The 17,299-nt window shown below is 47.5% G+C and carries 16 protein-coding genes; 12 read left to right on the forward strand and 4 right to left on the reverse strand.

The window, feature by feature from the left end; genetic code table 11:
• Positions 1-79 precede the first annotated feature (79 nt).
• The 8 genes from BM358_RS16620 (at position 80) to BM358_RS16655 (ending at position 9,604) form a co-directional block, all read left to right on the forward strand.
• Positions 80-1,810, forward strand: coding sequence for a sensor histidine kinase (locus BM358_RS16620; protein WP_023987012.1), 1,731 nt, complete (start codon positions 80-82; stop codon positions 1,808-1,810).
• Positions 1,788-3,347 carry a response regulator transcription factor gene (locus tag BM358_RS16625; RefSeq protein WP_023987013.1) on the forward strand — a complete coding sequence of 520 codons (1,560 nt, stop codon included), beginning with the start codon at positions 1,788-1,790 and terminating at the stop codon, positions 3,345-3,347. Before BM358_RS16620 ends, BM358_RS16625 begins: the two co-directional genes overlap by 23 nt.
• Before the next feature lie 175 nt (positions 3,348-3,522).
• Positions 3,523-4,812 (forward strand): ABC transporter substrate-binding protein, encoded by a 1,290-nt coding sequence (locus BM358_RS16630; protein ID WP_028541002.1) that lies wholly within the window; start codon positions 3,523-3,525, stop codon positions 4,810-4,812.
• Positions 4,813-5,050: 238 nt separating this feature from the next.
• Positions 5,051-5,959, forward strand: a complete 909-nt coding sequence (locus BM358_RS16635) for a carbohydrate ABC transporter permease (RefSeq protein WP_023987015.1) — start codon at positions 5,051-5,053, stop codon at positions 5,957-5,959.
• A 5-nt stretch (positions 5,960-5,964) separates the two neighbouring features.
• Positions 5,965-6,804 (forward strand): carbohydrate ABC transporter permease, encoded by an 840-nt coding sequence (locus BM358_RS16640; protein WP_023987016.1) that lies wholly within the window; start codon positions 5,965-5,967, stop codon positions 6,802-6,804.
• A 113-nt stretch (positions 6,805-6,917) separates the two neighbouring features.
• Complete coding sequence (locus BM358_RS16645; protein ID WP_028541001.1) at positions 6,918-8,030, forward strand: rhamnogalacturonan acetylesterase; 1,113 nt, start codon at positions 6,918-6,920, stop codon at positions 8,028-8,030.
• A 72-nt stretch (positions 8,031-8,102) separates the two neighbouring features.
• Positions 8,103-9,137 carry a glycoside hydrolase family 88/105 protein gene (locus tag BM358_RS16650; protein WP_028541000.1) on the forward strand — a complete coding sequence of 345 codons (1,035 nt, stop codon included), beginning with the start codon at positions 8,103-8,105 and terminating at the stop codon, positions 9,135-9,137.
• 53 nt (positions 9,138-9,190) lie between these two features.
• Positions 9,191-9,604 carry a sensory rhodopsin transducer gene (locus BM358_RS16655; protein ID WP_028540999.1) on the forward strand — a complete coding sequence of 138 codons (414 nt, stop codon included), beginning with the start codon at positions 9,191-9,193 and terminating at the stop codon, positions 9,602-9,604.
• 94 nt (positions 9,605-9,698) lie between these two features.
• Here the strand turns inward: BM358_RS16655 and BM358_RS16660 are convergent, their stop codons facing one another.
• From BM358_RS16660 to BM358_RS16670, 3 genes are all read right to left on the reverse strand, one after another.
• Positions 9,699-10,658: a DMT family transporter gene (locus tag BM358_RS16660; protein WP_028540998.1), complete on the reverse strand. Its 960-nt coding sequence runs from the start codon at positions 10,656-10,658 to the stop codon at positions 9,699-9,701.
• A gap of 208 nt (positions 10,659-10,866) precedes the next feature.
• On the reverse strand, positions 10,867-12,183 hold the full coding sequence (locus BM358_RS16665; RefSeq protein WP_023987021.1) for a glutamate-1-semialdehyde 2,1-aminomutase: 1,317 nt from the start codon (positions 12,181-12,183) through the stop codon (positions 10,867-10,869).
• Positions 12,184-12,266: 83 nt separating this feature from the next.
• Positions 12,267-13,388, reverse strand: a complete 1,122-nt coding sequence (locus BM358_RS16670; RefSeq protein ID WP_023987022.1) for an LCP family protein — start codon at positions 13,386-13,388, stop codon at positions 12,267-12,269.
• A 103-nt stretch (positions 13,389-13,491) separates the two neighbouring features.
• On the opposite strand from BM358_RS16670, the gene BM358_RS16675 reads away from it, so the two are divergent.
• Genes BM358_RS16675 through bcp form a run of 4 tightly spaced genes read left to right on the forward strand, consistent with a single transcriptional unit; the run spans position 13,492 to position 16,631 of the window.
• Positions 13,492-14,532: an ABC transporter ATP-binding protein gene (locus BM358_RS16675; protein WP_028540997.1), complete on the forward strand. Its 1,041-nt coding sequence runs from the start codon at positions 13,492-13,494 to the stop codon at positions 14,530-14,532.
• Positions 14,525-15,319 carry an ABC transporter permease gene (locus tag BM358_RS16680; protein WP_023987024.1) on the forward strand — a complete coding sequence of 265 codons (795 nt, stop codon included), beginning with the start codon at positions 14,525-14,527 and terminating at the stop codon, positions 15,317-15,319. Before BM358_RS16675 ends, BM358_RS16680 begins: the two co-directional genes overlap by 8 nt.
• Positions 15,320-15,323: 4 nt before the next feature.
• Complete coding sequence (locus tag BM358_RS16685) at positions 15,324-16,112, forward strand: ABC transporter permease (protein WP_028540996.1); 789 nt, start codon at positions 15,324-15,326, stop codon at positions 16,110-16,112.
• Between the two features lie 42 nt (positions 16,113-16,154).
• The gene (gene bcp / locus BM358_RS16690) at positions 16,155-16,631 is read left to right on the forward strand and encodes a thioredoxin-dependent thiol peroxidase (protein ID WP_028540995.1); all 477 of its coding nucleotides are present in this window, start codon (positions 16,155-16,157) and stop codon (positions 16,629-16,631) included.
• A 206-nt stretch (positions 16,632-16,837) separates the two neighbouring features.
• On the opposite strand, the gene BM358_RS26925 is transcribed toward bcp, so the two are convergent.
• Positions 16,838-17,068, reverse strand: coding sequence for a hypothetical protein (locus BM358_RS26925; RefSeq protein ID WP_028540994.1), 231 nt, complete (start codon positions 17,066-17,068; stop codon positions 16,838-16,840).
• Between the last annotated feature and the right edge of the window lie 231 nt (positions 17,069-17,299).

The following is a 17,299-nucleotide window of genomic DNA, read 5'->3' on the forward strand; positions in this document are numbered from 1 at the left end:
TTGTATGTTATAAAGGAGGCGACATTCACTGATTACCTACTTTAAAAGCGCTTACAAAAATGCTGGAATCCATCATAAAATGGTACTACTGATTACGGTGCTTATGCTGGTTAATTTTGCAGTAGTTGCAGTCATACTTAAGTACGTATTTCATATTTATGATAATCAAATGTACAAAAAAACATCCGAAGTACTCAATATTTCTTCAATCGGTATAGAAAATGAGTTGAAGGATGTGGAAAAAGTTACTTTCAAGGTAACAACGGACGAGCAGCTTCAACGTTATTTGCTGCAATTGGAAAAGGAAACGTCACCTTATGCCAAAATGGTGCTGCGTAAAAAAATAACGAATAGGCTCGTCGCCTTTGCCGGCTCTGAGACCTATGTCTATTCTATGATAGTGATCGATAAAGAGGGACAGGTCATGAGTGCGGGCAACCGCGAAGGTATTCCCCAAGAACTTCGATCCACCCTGTCGGAGCTGGCAGACGAACATGACGGTTCCAATGCATGGTATGCGGCAGGCCATTCCTCCTTGCTGGCAGCTCGGCAGTTCAAATCCTTTACCGATTCCAATTTTACGCTGAATGGGCTCGGAACGCTTGCGATTCGTGTGCGAATTGACCGGATTGTAGCGGACCGCGTGCAAACCTCCGGCCGTGACGGACAACTGATGATTACAGATGGAAGGCGGATGATTTATCCCGAAACACCACTATTGAGTGAGAGTGATATTCAGGCCGAGCTTGGTCGGAAGCAGCCTTACGGGATTGCGACCTACTCAGGAGGAACCTTTTTCGCTGCTCAAATCAAATCCTCTTATACGGGTTGGACGTATTTGCATATGACCCCCTTCGATGATATGTTTCGCAGCATTACGATCATTAAAGAAGTTGTAAGCGCTATTTTTGTCATTATGCTTCTTATTGCATTGGCACTGGGAGCTAGGTTGTCAGGCAGCATTACCAAACCGATCGTTCAACTAATCCAGAACATGCGTAAAATAGAAAAAGGCGATCTCGACCGTTTGGAAGAAGAAGCACTTGGCGCGGTCCCCCTTTCCACACAGGACGAGGTAGGCTTGCTACATCGGACATATAAGAAAATGATTCGCCGCATTCGTGAGCTCATTAATGAAAATGTTGCCAAGCAGCTATTACTGAGGGAAACAGAGCTAAAGGCACTACAAGCACAGATTAATCCACATTTTTTATACAACACGCTGGAATCCGTGAACTGGCTCGCCAAGGCCAATAAGCAGGATCGGATTTCAGAGATGGTGGAAGCACTTGCTTTTCTATTGCGTAGTGCGGTCAGTTTTGAAGAGCAGCTGATTCCGCTTCGAAAAGAACTGGATATTGTAAGGAGCTATGTAACGATCCAAACAACACGTTTTGATGAACGTCTCGTTTTCCATCTGGATGTCCCGGAAGAACTGATGGATGCGCAAATTCCGAAGCTAACGCTTCAGCCTTTGGTGGAGAATGCCATCCATTATGCGTTGGAGCCGCGAATTGAACCCTGTCGGATTGCTATTATTGCGAGAGAAAGCGAGGGGGCTCTATTTCTGCGAGTTGAAGATGACGGACCGGGAATGACGCCGGATTTCTTGGAAAAACTGCGGAGCGGGCAGGTCACGACTCGTGGGCAGGGCATTGGACTTACGAATATTCAAGAACGGATTAACCTGACATTTGGTACACCTTGGGGGATAGAGCTGCATAGCGAGTCAGGAACAGGAACGTCGATTCATGTCTGTATTCCATATGTGAAAGGGGATCAGGGTCGTGTACAAGGTGCTACTGGTTGATGATGAGCGTATGATTTTGGAAGGCATATCGCAGGTGGTTGATTGGGGTAAAGCGGGAACGAGATTGGTGGGTACGGCACGTAACGGGATTGAGGCTTATGATCAGATTCAGGCCAGCCCGCCTGACTTTGTGATTAGCGACATCTCTATGCCTGGACTAGACGGTATCGGACTGGTTGCCAAAACGACGGAGCACTTTCCAGACGTTCGTTTCATTCTGTTGTCTGGTTACAAAGATTTCGACTATGCCTGTCGGGCCATGCAATACGGGGTGAAGCACTACTTGTTGAAGCCATGCAATGAGCGGCAAATTCATGAGGCTCTGACCGAGTTGGGGCAGGAGCGGGAGGAGCAGGAAGAACGCAAGCAGTTTGTAAACCGGATGAAGCTAGATTTTCAGCGTATGCTGCCTCATGTGAAGGAACACTTTTTGAAGGAGTTTATTTCCTATAAAACTTACGGTAGCCGCGATATCGCATTTTATGAGCGGTTATTCGGACTTGAATTGCAAGATAAGCAGGTTCGAATGCTACTGCTGCGGGTGGAGGAATCCCATGAGCCGGAGCATTTGTTTGCATTGCAAAATATAGCGGCAGATTTGATGGATGATGTCTTGCTCAGTACGACCATGCAGGGGCAATTGCTCATCGTGCTGGAAAGTGAGGATGACACGTCACGGTTTATGAAACAGATTGAAGCGGTACGTGCGACATTTCATCGCTTTTACAAGCTGGAGGTAACGGTCGCAGTTAGTGAGTCGGATAGTATGCAGCATTCACGGGGGATGTATCGGGAGACACTGCATTGTATGAATCACCGGTTTTACACCGGGGAAGGCAGTCTGATTACGAAGGAGGATTTAGCGGCTGAGGATACCCGGGAGATGGCAGATTTGGAGCTGGACGAGGAGAAGTTCGGTCTGCTGATCAAGGCTGGAAATACGGTGGAGGTTGCACAGGAAGTGGATCGGTTGTTCGGTATTCTGTCCCGTATGAAGCTGGAAATTTCCGTGACCCGCTCCTATGTGCTTCAGCTCTATGCCGCTATGATCCGTATATGCCCCGAAGAAGAGCGTGCGGCGTTTACGAGCCGAATGGTGGTGCTGGCAGAGCAAAAAACGCTGGCATGTCTCAAATCTTTTGTACAAGAAGCTGCCGAACGAATGACCGCAATCTATTATAAAAGTAATGTGTATCGCCAATCTTCCACCGTTGATAAAATGATCACTATTATTGAGCAAAACTACAGAAAATCGGATCTGTCGCTGAACGGAGTGGCAGGTCAAATGCTGTATATGAATTCCGACTACTTAGGGAAGATATTCAAAAAGGTGACGGGGGAAAACTTCTCACACTACGTCAATCGTTATCGGATCGAACGTGCGGCTGAGCATATTCGGGAGACAGGAGACGTGAAGGTGTTTGAGCTGGCGGAATGGTTCGGCTTCGGTGGGAACGCACAATATTTTAGCCAGGTGTTCAAAAAGTGGGCGGGTATGACGCCTTCCGAGTACATTAAATCACATGAACGGGGATGAGCGTATGGAGTCCCACTGTTTTTTAAACCCAGGAAACCTGATTTGTGTATTCCAATGTTTCTCGGCTTTTGGGAAAATAACAACAGGAGCTAATGTAAACGCTATCAAAATTGTGAAAGTGCGTTGTCACTCGTAATTTGGCTCCTTTCTAGAACAGCGAAAAGGGGAGAGATAGGTGGGCAAAAAGGGATGGTTTCTGATCATAGCTATGCTGCTCGTTTTGACGACGGCATGTAGCGGAGCGGGCGGCGGCAATTCGGGCACAAGTGCAGACGGGAAAGTAAAGTTACGTATCGCTTGGTGGGGATCGGATACGCGTCATGAATACACGCAAAAGGTCGTTGATTTGTATAAGCAGAAAAATCCAAATGTAACGATTGATGTGGAATATGCCTCTTTCGATGACTATTGGAAAAAACTCGCTCCGCAGGCTGCGGCTAATCAGTTGCCGGATATCGTGCAAATGGACATTTCGTACATTAGCCAATATGCGAAAAATGGTCAGCTGGAGGATCTCGCGCCTTACTTGAATCAAAAAATTCAGGTCGCTGATGTGACCGAAAATGTACTCAAAACCGGCGTAATTGCTGGAAAGCAATATGGTATCCCAACCGGTGTTAATGTTCTGGGTTTCCAGTATGACCCGGCGTTGCTCAAAAAAGCGGGTATAGACAAAATTCCTGACAACTGGACATGGGATCAATACAAAGAAATGGCTTTAAAGGCTGGTTCCAATAAAGTATACTTTGACAGCTCGATGGCTGCCGATATTTTCTTCCACTACTATTTGCGTACTCAAGGAAAGACTCTCTACAATGCGGAAGGAACAGGATTGGGGTATGACGACGATAAGCTGTTTGTTGACTTCTTCAGCGGATTGGCTGATCTGATTAAGAAGGGAGCGACCCCGCCTCCTGAAATCATGAACCAGACCAAGGGGATTCTTGAGGAATCCGATATCGTAAAAGGAACAGGCATCGGTATTTGGCAGTGGTCCAATCAGTATGTGGGCTTACAGCAGGTCGTTAACCGCCCAATGGCACTGGCTCCGATGTTTGGGCCGAATATGGAAAAAGGCGTATATATGCAGCCTACGATGTACTGGACGGTTGCTTCCCGTTCACAGGTGAAGGATGAGGCCGCAAAGTTTATTGATTTCTGGATGAACGATGTAGAAGCGAATAAATTGATTAAAGGCGAACGGGGCGTGCCGATTTCCGCCAAAATCAAGGAAGCTGTTGCACCAGAGTTGAGCGAGCCTACGAAGCAGGTGTTTGAATTTGTAGCTTCCATGGAGCCGAAGGCTTCTCCAATGAGCCCGCCGCCACCAGTCGGATCGCCGGAAGTGATTGCGACTCTGACCGATTATATTGAGCAGGTCAATTTCGGACAGATGACGGCTGAAGACGCAGCGACCAAATTCCGGGCTGATGCGAATACCATCCTTGCGAATAACAAGCAATAATAAGCGTAATGAGACCTTTAGGATATCTGACAACGTTTTAGCATAAGAATCGATAGGATCGAAGGAACATTTCGTTAAGTTAACCGTGCGTAGTCCAAAACATGATTGCGCACGGTTGATTCGACGAAGCAACTGCATAAGCACCCTTTGCAGACATCACGATATTATTCTCATAACAACGAATTATTGACATCATAAAGTTTTACTAATTCTTTAAATGCAACAGAAGGGAGGCTTGATGAGCTTGCGAAATCATCAGAGCTTGAAAGCCAATATGACCGGATATGCGTTTATCAGCCCTTTTATTGTGGGCTTTCTGGCGTTTACGTTAATTCCAATGTTTATTTCGCTGTATCTGTCCTTTACCACCTACAACCTGTTCACCCCGCCCAAATGGATTGGTCTGGGTAACTTCGAAAAGATGTTCACAGGCGACCCGAAATACTGGAATTCGATCAGGGTCACGTTTACGTATGTATTGGTCGGTGTACCGTTGCGACTGATTTTCGCGCTGTTTGTGGCTATGATTTTGAATACCAAATCGCGCATGGTCGGCACCTATCGGACGATGTACTATCTGCCATCCATTATCGGAGGTAGCGTTGCGGTATCGATTATGTGGCGGAACATTTTCAGTAATAACGGCATAGTGAACAGCCTGCTTTCGACTCTAGGGGCGACCCCGGTGAAATGGTTTGGTGATCCGGATGCTTCGCTTACGATGCTGATCACCCTGTCCGTATGGCAATTTGGCTCCTCCATGCTAATTTTTCTGGCAGGTTTGAAGAACATTCCTGTTGAATTGTACGAGGCGTCCAGTGTAGATGGCGCTAAGCCAGTACGAAAATTTTTCAGTATTACGCTGCCGTTGCTTAGCCCCATTATTCTATTTAATCTGATTATGCAGACGATCAGCGCCTTTATGACCTTCGTCCCGGCTTATGTTATTTCTAAGGGCGAAGGAGGCCCGATGGATGGAACGATGCTGCATTCACTGTATCTGTTCCGGCAGGCGTTTATGTTCAGCAACATGGGATATGCGGCAGCCATGGCTTGGGTCATGCTCATTATGATTGGGATACTGACAGCGATTTTATTTATAACCTCCAGATACTGGGTATTTTATGAAACGGAAAAGGGGCGCTGATACTGATGGCATGGAAAACGGTCAAATGGCCAATTTATCACATACTGGTTGCTGCACTGGCGCTCCTGATGCTGTATCCCGTTTTTTGGATGCTGTTCAGCTCGTTTAAAGAAAGTCGGACGATATTCGTCACGGCATCCTCGCTTTTCCCTACAGAATGGATCTGGCAAAACTATGTAACAGGTTGGAAAGGGACGACTGGCTACAACTTTGGCACGTACATTCTGAACTCGCTCACGATCGTGGTGATTTCAACGATTGGAGCTGTGCTTTCCTCCTCGTTGATCGCATTTGGCTTCGCACGCTTGAAATTCAAAGGGCGTAACTTGTGGTTTGCTTTGATGATGGTGACGCTTATGCTACCAGGGGATGTGGTACTGGTACCGCAATATATTATTTTCACCAAGCTCGGTTGGATCAATACGATTTTACCGTTAGTGGTACCCTCCTTCTTCGGGATGCCGTTCTTCATCTTTCTGATGGTGCAGTTTATACGGACGATTCCAGCAGAGTTGGATGAGGCGGCGACGATTGACGGATGCGGCAAGTTCCGGCTGTATTTCAGAATTATTTTACCCTTACTTAAATCGTCGTTGGCTACAGCGGCAATCTTCTCTTTCTACTGGAAGTGGGAGGATTTGCTTGGTCCGGTACTGTATCTGAATTCGCCAGAGAAATATACCGTATCTATTGCACTCAAGATGTTCCTCGACAGCGAGTCGGCTTCCAACTGGGGAGGAATGTTCGCGATGTCTATCCTAAGCCTGCTTCCAGTTATCGCTGTATTCTTCGCATTCCAGAAACAAATTGTAGAAGGAATGAGTACGAGTGGTTTGAAGGGGTAAGATCCAAAATCCATAGCGTGAGGATATGAAGCTTACGTGTGGAAATGGAAGGCATCCGGGATTGTACGATTGAATGGACGGGATTTGAGGGCGATGGCTGAGAGGTGAGTAAATTGTGGAAGTTTGATTTTGGTCCGGGGGAGCCTGCGGATGGCTACAAGGGAGTGTCTCCGGATTGCTTATATACAACTGAACAGGGCTATGGCTTTGAGACTACGGAGCATGTGTACGGTCGGAAAAGGCAGAGTGCAGCCAAGGATGCACGCACGCGGCTGCGAAGCAGCTTTTGTATTCCACTAAACGCTGCATTTGTTGTAGATGTGCCAGACGGGCTGTATCTTGTCACTATACTGGTCGGCGATTCGCAGGCGGAAACGCTCACGCGACTCAAGGCTGGTGAAGGCAAGCACATGCTTCCCCCAGTGCACACGCTGCCAGGGCAGTTCACCGAAGCACTGTTTGCGGTGCCTGTCTGGGGTGGCAAACTGCGCCTCACCGTATCAGGCACCGCGCCAAGGCTCAATGCGCTGGAGATTGCACCAGCGCCACAGACCCTCCGGCTATTCCTAGCCGGAGATTCCACGGTTACGGATCAGGACGCATCCGGCTATCCGTATACAGGCTGGGGTCAGGCTTTGCCCGCCTTGTTCAAGCATGATGTCTGCGTGGATAATCATGCCGTATCGGGGCGAAGCTCCAAAAGCTTCATGGACGAAGGACGGCTGGGTGTCATTTTGGGCGAAATAAAGGCAGGAGATTTCCTGTTCATCCAGTTCGGTCATAATGATCAGAAGCCTGATCCGGAGCGGGCTACAGAGCCTTTTACAACCTACAAGGAGCATCTTCGCCTCTATATCGACGGCGCAAGAAGCCATGGGGCAACCCCGGTACTGGTCACGCCCGTACATCGTCGCTATTTTAACGAGGATGGTACGCTATCTGACACACATGGTGACTATGTAACAGCGGTTCGTGAGCTGGCGGAAGAAGCGAATGTACCGCTGATTGATTTGTCTGCCCGCACGCAGGAGTTATATGAGCAGCTGGGTCCCGAAGAGAGTAAAGAGCTTTTTATGTGGTTGCTGCCTGGTGAATACATGAACTTTTCCGGCGGCTTAGAGGATAACACGCATTTTCATGAGAATGGCGCGGTTCGTATTGCAGACATGGTGGTGGATGCTGTGAAGGAACTGGATTTGCAACCGCTACGCATGTATTTACGTTGAAGGACGACCTTTTCATGTACGGGCGTCAAGGAGGTAACTCACGTGAAACATACCAAAGGGGGAGACGTGGAAATGCCTGCATTGATTTTTGATGAAGAACAAGTTAAGCAGGTGATCGACCGGGTAGTAGAACGCACCTTTCAAATGCACTACAGCTGGGATTGGCCGGGCGGAGTAGCCTTTTACGGAGTATGCGAAGCGTATGAAGCGACAGGGAACGAAAAGTATCTGACCAAGCTGAAAGAATGGGTTGACGAAAATATCGAGGATGGGCTTCCATCTCTCTCGGTGAACGGCGTTTCTGTCGGGCACTGTTTGTTGACGCTTTATCAGGCCACAGGTGAGCAAAAATACCTTGATATTGCCATCGAGATGGCGGAATTTTTGGCCAAAAAAGCGGAGCGGTTTGCCGACGGTATTTTCCAGCATACGGTGAATTCACTTTATGATGTATTTCCGCAGCAAGCATGGGTGGATACGATGTTTATGGCCGGTTATTATTTGCTGCGCATCGGTCATCTGTTAGGCAAGAAGGAGTATTGGGAGGATGGGGTTCGTCAATATCACGGGCATGAAGAATTTTTGCAGGACCCGGATACGAATCTGTATTATCACGGATGGGATCATGCGAATCAAAGCCGGATGTCAGGAATATATTGGGCGCGCGGCAATTCATGGGCAGCCCTCACGATGGCAAAAGCGCTGAAACTTGTGGAGGTGCAGCATCCATCTTATATGATCATCGACGGCTCGCTGCGTGACCAGCTCAATGCACTGGTGCGGCTGCAATCCCCAGAAGGGCTGTGGCATACGGTGCTGAACGATGATACCTCTTATCTGGAAACCTCGGGCTCGGCAGGAATTGCGACCGCCTTGCTTATGCAAGGAAGATTGTTTAACAAATACACCCAAAAGGCGATCGAAGGTATTCTTTCCCGCATTAAGGACGACGGCACAGTAACGGGTGTATCCGCGGGAACTGCTGTGATGAACGATATTGACGGTTATCGAAACGTTCCATACAAACGCATTCAGGGATGGGGTCAGGGATTGGCGCTTGCTTTTCTGGCTCAACTGTTGCGTACCAAGGAGAATCCGTATGGCTAGAAGAAGGGACATAGGGAAACGAAAGTATTCATAGGTCAAAGGAGGCCGATAGCATGGGAGATACTGAACTTTCTCAGGAGCTTTCTCATGAAAAAGTAGCTAATCAGCCGCGAGGCAGCCTATTCTGGGTCATCCCCGATGGGTATATTCCACCGGAAAGCCGGGGTGAGCTGCTCAGTCATGAGAGTATATGCGTGCTGAATTGTGGGAGCCGTGTGGCAAATCTGAGTATGGACATCTATTTTGAAGACCGCGAGCCATTGGAGGGATTGATCGAGGTGGTGGAAGGAAGACGAACCCGTCATATCCGAACAGCCTCGTTGGAGAAATCCGGCGAGCAGATTCCGGTAGGTATTCCTTACGCAATTACGGTCACTAGCGATGTGCCCATAATCGTACAATATAGCAGATTGGACACGACACAGCCGGAATTGGCGTTAATGAGTGTCATGGCGTACCCTATCTAATGCGACGAAGACTAAGAAATGAAAAAAGAAATCTCTCGGCTGGAATTGCGCAGCCTGGAGATTTCTTTTTTTGCAGGCAAATGAGTGTCTATTTTTAGCCCGTTTTTTGTGATTTTGCCGAAGTTGTTTTGATTGGCGTGAAGTTTTTTCGTCCTCCGAAATTGGTACCCAACACGCCGATAATGATCATCACAGCCCCAATAATGTGATAGTAGGCGAGCTGCTCCTTCAAAATGTAAGCACCGGCAATCATGGAAATGAGGGTGGATAAATTGCCGATCACACTCATTTTGGAGGCTTCGATCCACTTCAAGGCAAAGCTCGATAACAGCGAGGTGACGAGGGTAGACAGAATGCCCAGATAAATCAGTGCCATCCAATAACCAGGCTTCACCAGTGGAGCGGTATAGGCGCTCATGGAGCCGTCTATGGCATGATATCCCAGTGCCACCACGTTAAAAACGATACATCCCAAAATAGAGGTAACGTAGGTCAATTCCATTGGGTTGTACTTTTGTGTTAATGGACGTGCCAGTACGTTATAGCCGGATAGGCATATCGCAGAGAGCACGAGCAGAAGAATACCACCATAGCTACTGGATGCTAACGGTGCCCCACTTTTCATCACAAATATAAAAACCACGCCAAAGACAGAGAGCAGTAAGGAAATCTTCTGAACTACCGTTGTACGCTCTTTAATAAAATAGGAAGCTAACAGCAGCGTAAAGATGGGAACGGTTGCTTGGATAATTCCACCTTCCGATGAAGAAGTGCTCATCAGCCCGAAGGCTTGCAGTGGAAAATACACTAATGGCGAGAGCAGCGCCAGTGGTAAAATGCGCAGAATGTCACGCATCTTGATGTTGATCTTGATCCAACCGAGCAACACGGGAATGGTCAAAGCGATAAAAGACAGCGCAAAGCGGTGGGCGATCACATCCAGCGGGCTCGCCTCTGTGACTGTCAATTTTACAAATAAAAATGAAAATCCAAGTATAGCTGCATAGCTGAGAGCTGCCAGATAGGCGGCTCCATTTCTGGAACGACTGTTCATAATAAACCTCCGTAATAATGACCTTAACCTGTGGTTCTCTCAATATACCCGGATGGCATAACTTGATACAATCCATAAAATCTGCAACTGTACGGGTACAGTTGTGAAATGAAAAAAAGCCGGAACGAAGTCCCAGAGGTCGGATACCCATCCCTAAGACTACTTCCAGCTCTTATCCTATTCATATTTTATCAACTTACTGTTTAGTTTACTTACCTTGTGACATCGCCCGGAACGAATCGTCCGCCGCTTCCAGCGTAGTATCCACGTCTTCATCCGTATGCGCTGTTGTGAGAAACCAGGCTTCGTACTTGGATGGTGCCAGATGAATACCGCGATCCAGCATGTGACGGAAGAAGGATGCAAACGCTTCGCTATCCGTATCCTGCGCCTGCGCGTAATTCGTGATCGGATGATCACAGAAATGCGTCGAGAACGCTCCACGAATTCGGTTGATCGTCAATGGCACGCCGTAGCGTTCGGCAGAGGACTGGATACCGTCCGTCAGCCTCACAGCCAGACGTTCCATCTCTTCATACACGCCTTCCCCTTGAAGGACTTCAAGGCAGGCGATGCCTGACGAGATGGACGCCGGGTTGCCCGCCATCGTACCCGCCTGATAAGCTGGGCCGAGTGGGGCAACCTGCTCCATGATGTGCTTGCTGCCGCCGTAGGCACCAATCGGCAGACCACCGCCCATGATTTTGCCCAGCGCGGTCAAATCTGGCTGAATCGCATCATGGTTGTCCAAACCTGCATACGTTTGGGTGGAACCGAAGTGGAATCGGAATGCGGTAATGACCTCGTCATAAATGACGAGTGAGCCGTTCGCACGCGCCATGGAGCACAACCCTTCCAAATAACCGGGTTGCGGCATGACCATGCCAAAATTACCGACAATGGGCTCGACCATGACTGCCGCCACATCGTCGCTCCAACGCTCCAAGGCTTGGCGTAACGCGTCGAGATCATTGAATGGTACGGTAATAACCTCGCTCGCAATGTTGGTCGTAATGCCTGCACTGTCAGGTATGCCTAGCGTGGAAGGGCCGGAGCCTGCGGCAACAAGTACCAGATCCGAGTGACCGTGGTAGCAGCCGGCAAATTTGATGATCTTGTTCCGTTTCGTATAGGCCCGTGCAACACGAATCGTTGTCATAACCGCTTCTGTGCCAGAATTCACAAACCGGACCTTGTCCATAGAAGGAATTGCTTCCTTCAGCATCTTGGCCAGTTTGATTTCCAATACCGTTGAGGTTCCGTACAATACGCCGTTCGCGGCCGCTTCGCTGATAGCCTTAGTAATATGGGGATGGGCATGTCCAGTAATAATAGGGCCATAAGCCGCCAAATAGTCGATATACCGATTATCATCCTCATCCCAGAAATGAGCACCTTTAGCGCGTTTCATGAATACTGGAGCGCCGCCGCCCACAGCTTTAAAGGAGCGTGAAGGGCTGTTAACGCCCCCGACAATATGCTCCAGGGCTTCTTTATATAGTGCTTCGGAGTTTTCCCGTTTCATCATCAAAAACTTCCTTTCCGTTCATTAAAATAGGGTATACACACGCCAAAGGGCAGCGTTCACGGCTGCCCCTGCATACATCATTATAGCTCTTTTTGTCCTGTCTTTGTTGTTGATTGTGTGGAAGCATCCTCATTACTGGTTTTACTGCCCCCTGTAAAAGAAGCTTTATCCTTCTTGGTAGACGATGCACTGTCTGGCTGTTTCGTTTCATTCTGATCCTTATTTTGTTCCTGTGTTTGTGCGGGTGGATTATTAAATATATCCTGCACATACGTTTTCAGTTCTTCCGGATCGCGGACAGTAAGAACTGCCGCGCCGCCCACATTCTCTTCTCCGAGCATCTTCATCGGTGGAACCTGTTCGCTGCCTGCAAAGTTGCTTTGGTACCCCACATTTGCCAGCTTCCACATATCGTTAACACTGAGATTCGTGTCAATGAACGGGTTAACCTGCTCTAAAATATTTGGCAAGTTAGCGATGGAAGTCGTGGTCTGCATTTTCTGGGCTATTGCCTCCAAAAATGCGCGTTGCCGTCCTGATCGGGAGAAGTCGGACATTGCATCGTGGCGGAACCGCACATATTGAAGTGCCGTGTTGCCATCTAGATGCTGCATGCCCTTTTTCAAATCAATATCGTACTGATGTTTATCCGCATTACTTGTATAATGCATATCCTTTTCCACTTCAAAATCAATCCCGCCTACGGCATCCACCAGTTTGATAAAGCCCTGGAAATCCGTGTACACATAATATTGCACCGGGATGCCTAACAGATCGCCAGCCGTCTTCATGGCCGTGTTGGGTCCGTGAGTAATGGCAGTGTTAATTCGATTTTTTCCATAGCCGGGAATATCCACGTACGTATCACGCAAAATAGAGAACAGGTGGATTTTTTTCTTAACGGGGTCCAGTGATACAACCATCATGCTGTCTGATCGGGGGACTTCCCCTTTCTGGATACCGCGCCCATCGACACCCATCAGTAAAATGTTAACCATATCGGTACCTTCCCACTTGGGCGGTTCTGGCGTACGAACCTGATCGACCTGTTTTACATTTTTGAAGGGGGAGTTAGCGCCCTCTTTATGCAGATTATCCAGCTGATTATAAATGGATGTAAAATAGTACACGGCAAAGCCGACAATCGCGACGATTACCACGGCTAGAACCGACCAAATCGTCCTTTTGGTTCTGCTTGTCATGGATGCTCTCCCTTTCGCTTTTCAGTTCATTACATTATAATTTCTTTTTGGAGCACAATCAATTTAACTATGGATTTTACAAATCCTGATTGAGAGGTATAACATGCTGGCAATTGATGTGCAGGATCTGCGCAAAACATTTAAGGTTCAAAAAAATCGCGAGGGCTTAAAGGGTGCCTTCCTTGATTTATTCGCTCGCGAATACAACGAGGTAGCCGCGGTCAAAGATATATCTTTCCGTATTCCGCAAGGAGAAATATGCGGTTATATCGGTGAGAACGGCGCCGGAAAGTCCACCACGATTAAGATGCTGACAGGCATTCTCGTGCCGACATCGGGACATCTCAAGGTGGGCGGTTATGTCCCCTATGAGGAACGCGAGAAATTTGTAGGCAACATTGGCGTTGTTTTCGGTCAGCGCAGTCAGCTTTGGTGGGACATCGGTGTGATCGAGTCTTTTCAACTACTGCGGAAAGTATATCAGGTTCCGGCCACGGACTTCAAACGTAGGCTGGATGAGCTGGTAGAGAGGCTGCAATTGCAGGATCTGCTAAGCCGCCCGGTACGCAAGCTTAGTCTCGGGCAACGAATGCGCTGTGAGCTGGTAGCTGCCTTGCTGCACAATCCGTCTATTGTTTTTCTGGACGAGCCGACCATTGGGCTTGATATTATGGTGAAATCCGAAATCCGCGAGTTTCTGAAGGACATGAACCGGGATCACGGTACGACTATTTTGCTGACGACCCATGATTTGCAGGATATTGAAGCGCTGTGCTCGCGCGTCATTATGCTGGATGATGGAAATATCATTTATGATGGTGGTCTGGAGGATCTGAAGGCGCGTTGGGGGACAGGTCGAGAAGTACGGTTCCAGTTCGGCACATCGACCCAATTGGAGCAATTACAGGCATGGACTGCTGATATGCCACTGGCATGGACGATGGATAATGATTTAGCTGCCAAAGTATGGATTCCTCTTCATATTAATGTATCGGATGTGCTCGCTTGCGTAGTCGGTCGCACGGACATTACGGATATTAAAATCATTGAAACCAACACGGATGATATCGTCCGCAGTATCTATCAGTCTGGCTCGGCTGAACGCCAGGGCAATCCGATAGTGGAGGCCAAAGTTCATGCTTAGCGTATACACCGATTTTATTCGTATCCGATTTCTCACGATGCTTGCGTATCGTGTGAACTATTATTCAGGAATCCTTATTTATTGCATGAATATTGGCGTGTATTATTTCACATACAAAGCGATATATGGCGATGCGGGTAGCATTGGAGGCTTTACCGCTGCTCAGATGACGACGTATGTAGCAGTATCGTGGATGGCGAGAGCCTTTTATTTTAACAATCTGGATCGAGAGATCTCGACGGATATACGTGATGGAAGCATCGCAATTCAGATGATCCGACCTTATAACTATGTACTTGTTAAATTTATGCAGGGACTTGGTGAGGGAATGTTCCGTTTTCTGTTGTTTATGATTCCGGGCATGGCGATTGCTATGCTGCTGTTTCCGGTGACGCTCCCCAGTGACCCGGTAGCCTGGGTTGGTTTTCTGGTCATGCTGTTTTTCAGCTTTCTGATCAACACTCAGATCAATATTATTACGGGGTTAACGGCCTTTTTTATCGAAAATAATGAGGGCATGATGCGTATGAAGCGCGTAGTTGTAGATCTGTTTTCTGGGTTGATTTTGCCAATCAGTTTGTTTCCAGGCTGGCTGGCGACGATCGCCCAATGGATGCCGTTTCAGGCGATTACCTATTTGCCGGGCTCTGTATTTACGGGACGTGTAAAAGGCGTTGGCATCTGGAATGTACTGGGTATCCAAATCATTTGGCTGGTCGTTCTGCTCGTGCCGATGATCATCATTTGGCGACTGGCGCGCAGACGTCTGTTCGTGCAGGGAGGGTAAGCCGATGATGTACTATTTGGGTCTCATTAGCGAATATTTAAAAAATTACATGAAGTCACGGCTCACCTATCGGGCCGACTTCTGGGTAGAAGTGATTTCAGACCTGCTGTTTCAGGCCACAAATCTTATTTTTATCCTGGTTATTTTTATGCATACAGACAGTTTGGGCGGCTGGAGTGAAAATGAAGTCGTGTTCGTTTATGGATTTTTCATGGTTCCATACGGACTATTCAGTTGTTTTGTAAATCTTTGGAACTTTAGCGAGCGTTACATTGTGAAAGGTGAACTCGACCGGGTAATGACTCGTCCCGCGTATAATCTGTTCCAGATTTTCCTTGAAAATGTGGATCCGCCTGCGCTGGTGGGCTCAGTGATCGGCCTGATTATTATGGGGATCAGCGGGGCACAGATGGATTTGGCTATGGAGTGGTGGTTCGTACCAGCGCTGATCATTTTGAGCCTAAGTGCCGTGGCGATCTATACGGGCATATACACCATATTGACATCCCTTTCGTTTTTTTCGGATGCGCCGACAGGAATTATCCCGCTCATGTACAATATTCAGGGCTACGGACGTTATCCAGTGACGATCTATAACCGTGCTATTCAGGTTGTGCTAACTTGGATACTGCCTTTTGCTTTTGTTGGTGTATATCCAGCCTCCCTGTTCCTTCACCGAGAGGATATGCGCCATATGGCCCTGTTAACTCCTGTGATGGGAATTGTCTTTCTGACTTTGGGTTTACTGGCATGGAACTGGGGAGTTCGCCGTTACAGAGGGGCAGGCTCATAGGGCGGATCACATAAGAACTCCCACAAGATAGGAGATGATGAGATGTCCACGACATCTACCGTTATTGGACAACCGGCACCGGATTTTGAATTGCCTGGGAGTGAGGGAAAGTGTGTCAAGCTGTCTGATTATCGAGGCAGTAGGGTATTGCTGTATTTCTATCCCAAGGATTTGACCTCTAGTTGCTCGACTCAGGCTTGTGATTTTCGGGATAAACATACGGAGTTTGAAGACTTGAACACGGTGATTCTGGGGATAAGCCCTGATCCACTCAAACAGCATGACAAGTTTATTGCAAAGTACGGACTCCCTTTTCAGTTGTTATCTGATGAAGAGCATCAGGTGGCTGAGACGTATGGTGTATGGCAGCAAAAACAGATGTACGGCAAGCAGTACATGGGCATAGTTCGGTCTACGTTCCTTATTGATGAAAATGGTATCCTAATTCATGAATGGCGTGGTTTAAGAGTGAAAGGACATATTGATGCTGCGCTGGCATACATTCAGGATATGGCGTAAGTGAAGAACAAAAGAAAACCTTTTGAAACCGGATCGTGCTTTCAGGCGCATTGGTTTCAAAAGGTTTTTGTTAATTTCCAGATGTGTTTTGCCGATGCTTCCACTTTTGCTGGCAAAGGTAAATACCCCATAATATAAGCGGAATGAACAAGCCGTTACCACAGAAAATGAATACATATACAGATAACAGCATCTCACTAACGCGACTAAAAGCCTCTATTCCCGATAGTACAGTAAATACCAGTAATATCCATTTCCTCCAAACTACCTGAGTTACCAGCAATCAATGCTTGATCCTTTAAATAGTCGAATGGTTCCGCGCCCTCTGGTACATGATGTTCGTTTTCCCGCATTAATGAACGCAGAACGGAATCATGGAGTAATTGAGTGTTAATCAGACCATTGATATAAAACAAAGCCGCTGGCCATTTTTGCACCCATAATAGCTCTTTAATGATTAAATCTCCGCTGTTTCCAAAGGAGCTTTATGGTTTACATTATCCCTCAAGTTAGAGGACACATGAGTAACTGGACAACTTTTATTCTGATTTGGCATACGTAAAATCCTCCGATATTGGAGTTTGTTGGCTTAGTATGCTCTGAATATATGAATTTATGCCTTGACGGTTTATAGAGTGATTTTTATAAATTAGATAAACAACTAATTA

Origin of the sequence: Paenibacillus sp. cl130 (assembly GCF_900116035.1) — a bacterium.
GTDB lineage: Bacteria > Bacillota > Bacilli > Paenibacillales > Paenibacillaceae > Paenibacillus > Paenibacillus polymyxa_B.

Bases quoted from the DNA above. Each gene is read 5' to 3' on its own strand.
- BM358_RS16620 (WP_023987012.1), top strand. From the start codon at position 80: ATGGTACTACTGATTACGGTGCTTATGCTGGTTAATTTTGCAGTAGTT.
- BM358_RS16635 (WP_023987015.1), top strand. From the start codon at position 5,051: ATGAGCTTGCGAAATCATCAGAGCTTGAAAGCCAATATGACCGGATAT.
- BM358_RS16640 (WP_023987016.1), top strand. From the start codon at position 5,965: ATGGCATGGAAAACGGTCAAATGGCCAATTTATCACATACTGGTTGCT.
- BM358_RS16650 (WP_028541000.1), top strand. From the start codon at position 8,103: ATGCCTGCATTGATTTTTGATGAAGAACAAGTTAAGCAGGTGATCGAC.
- BM358_RS16655 (WP_028540999.1), top strand. From the start codon at position 9,191: ATGGGAGATACTGAACTTTCTCAGGAGCTTTCTCATGAAAAAGTAGCT.
- BM358_RS16660 (WP_028540998.1), bottom strand. From the start codon at position 10,658: ATGAACAGTCGTTCCAGAAATGGAGCCGCCTATCTGGCAGCTCTCAGC.
- BM358_RS16665 (WP_023987021.1), bottom strand. From the start codon at position 12,183: ATGAAACGGGAAAACTCCGAAGCACTATATAAAGAAGCCCTGGAGCAT.
- BM358_RS16670 (WP_023987022.1), bottom strand. From the start codon at position 13,388: ATGACAAGCAGAACCAAAAGGACGATTTGGTCGGTTCTAGCCGTGGTA.
- BM358_RS16675 (WP_028540997.1), top strand. From the start codon at position 13,492: ATGCTGGCAATTGATGTGCAGGATCTGCGCAAAACATTTAAGGTTCAA.
- BM358_RS16680 (WP_023987024.1), top strand. From the start codon at position 14,525: ATGCTTAGCGTATACACCGATTTTATTCGTATCCGATTTCTCACGATG.
- BM358_RS16685 (WP_028540996.1), top strand. From the start codon at position 15,324: ATGATGTACTATTTGGGTCTCATTAGCGAATATTTAAAAAATTACATG.
- bcp (WP_028540995.1), top strand. From the start codon at position 16,155: ATGTCCACGACATCTACCGTTATTGGACAACCGGCACCGGATTTTGAA.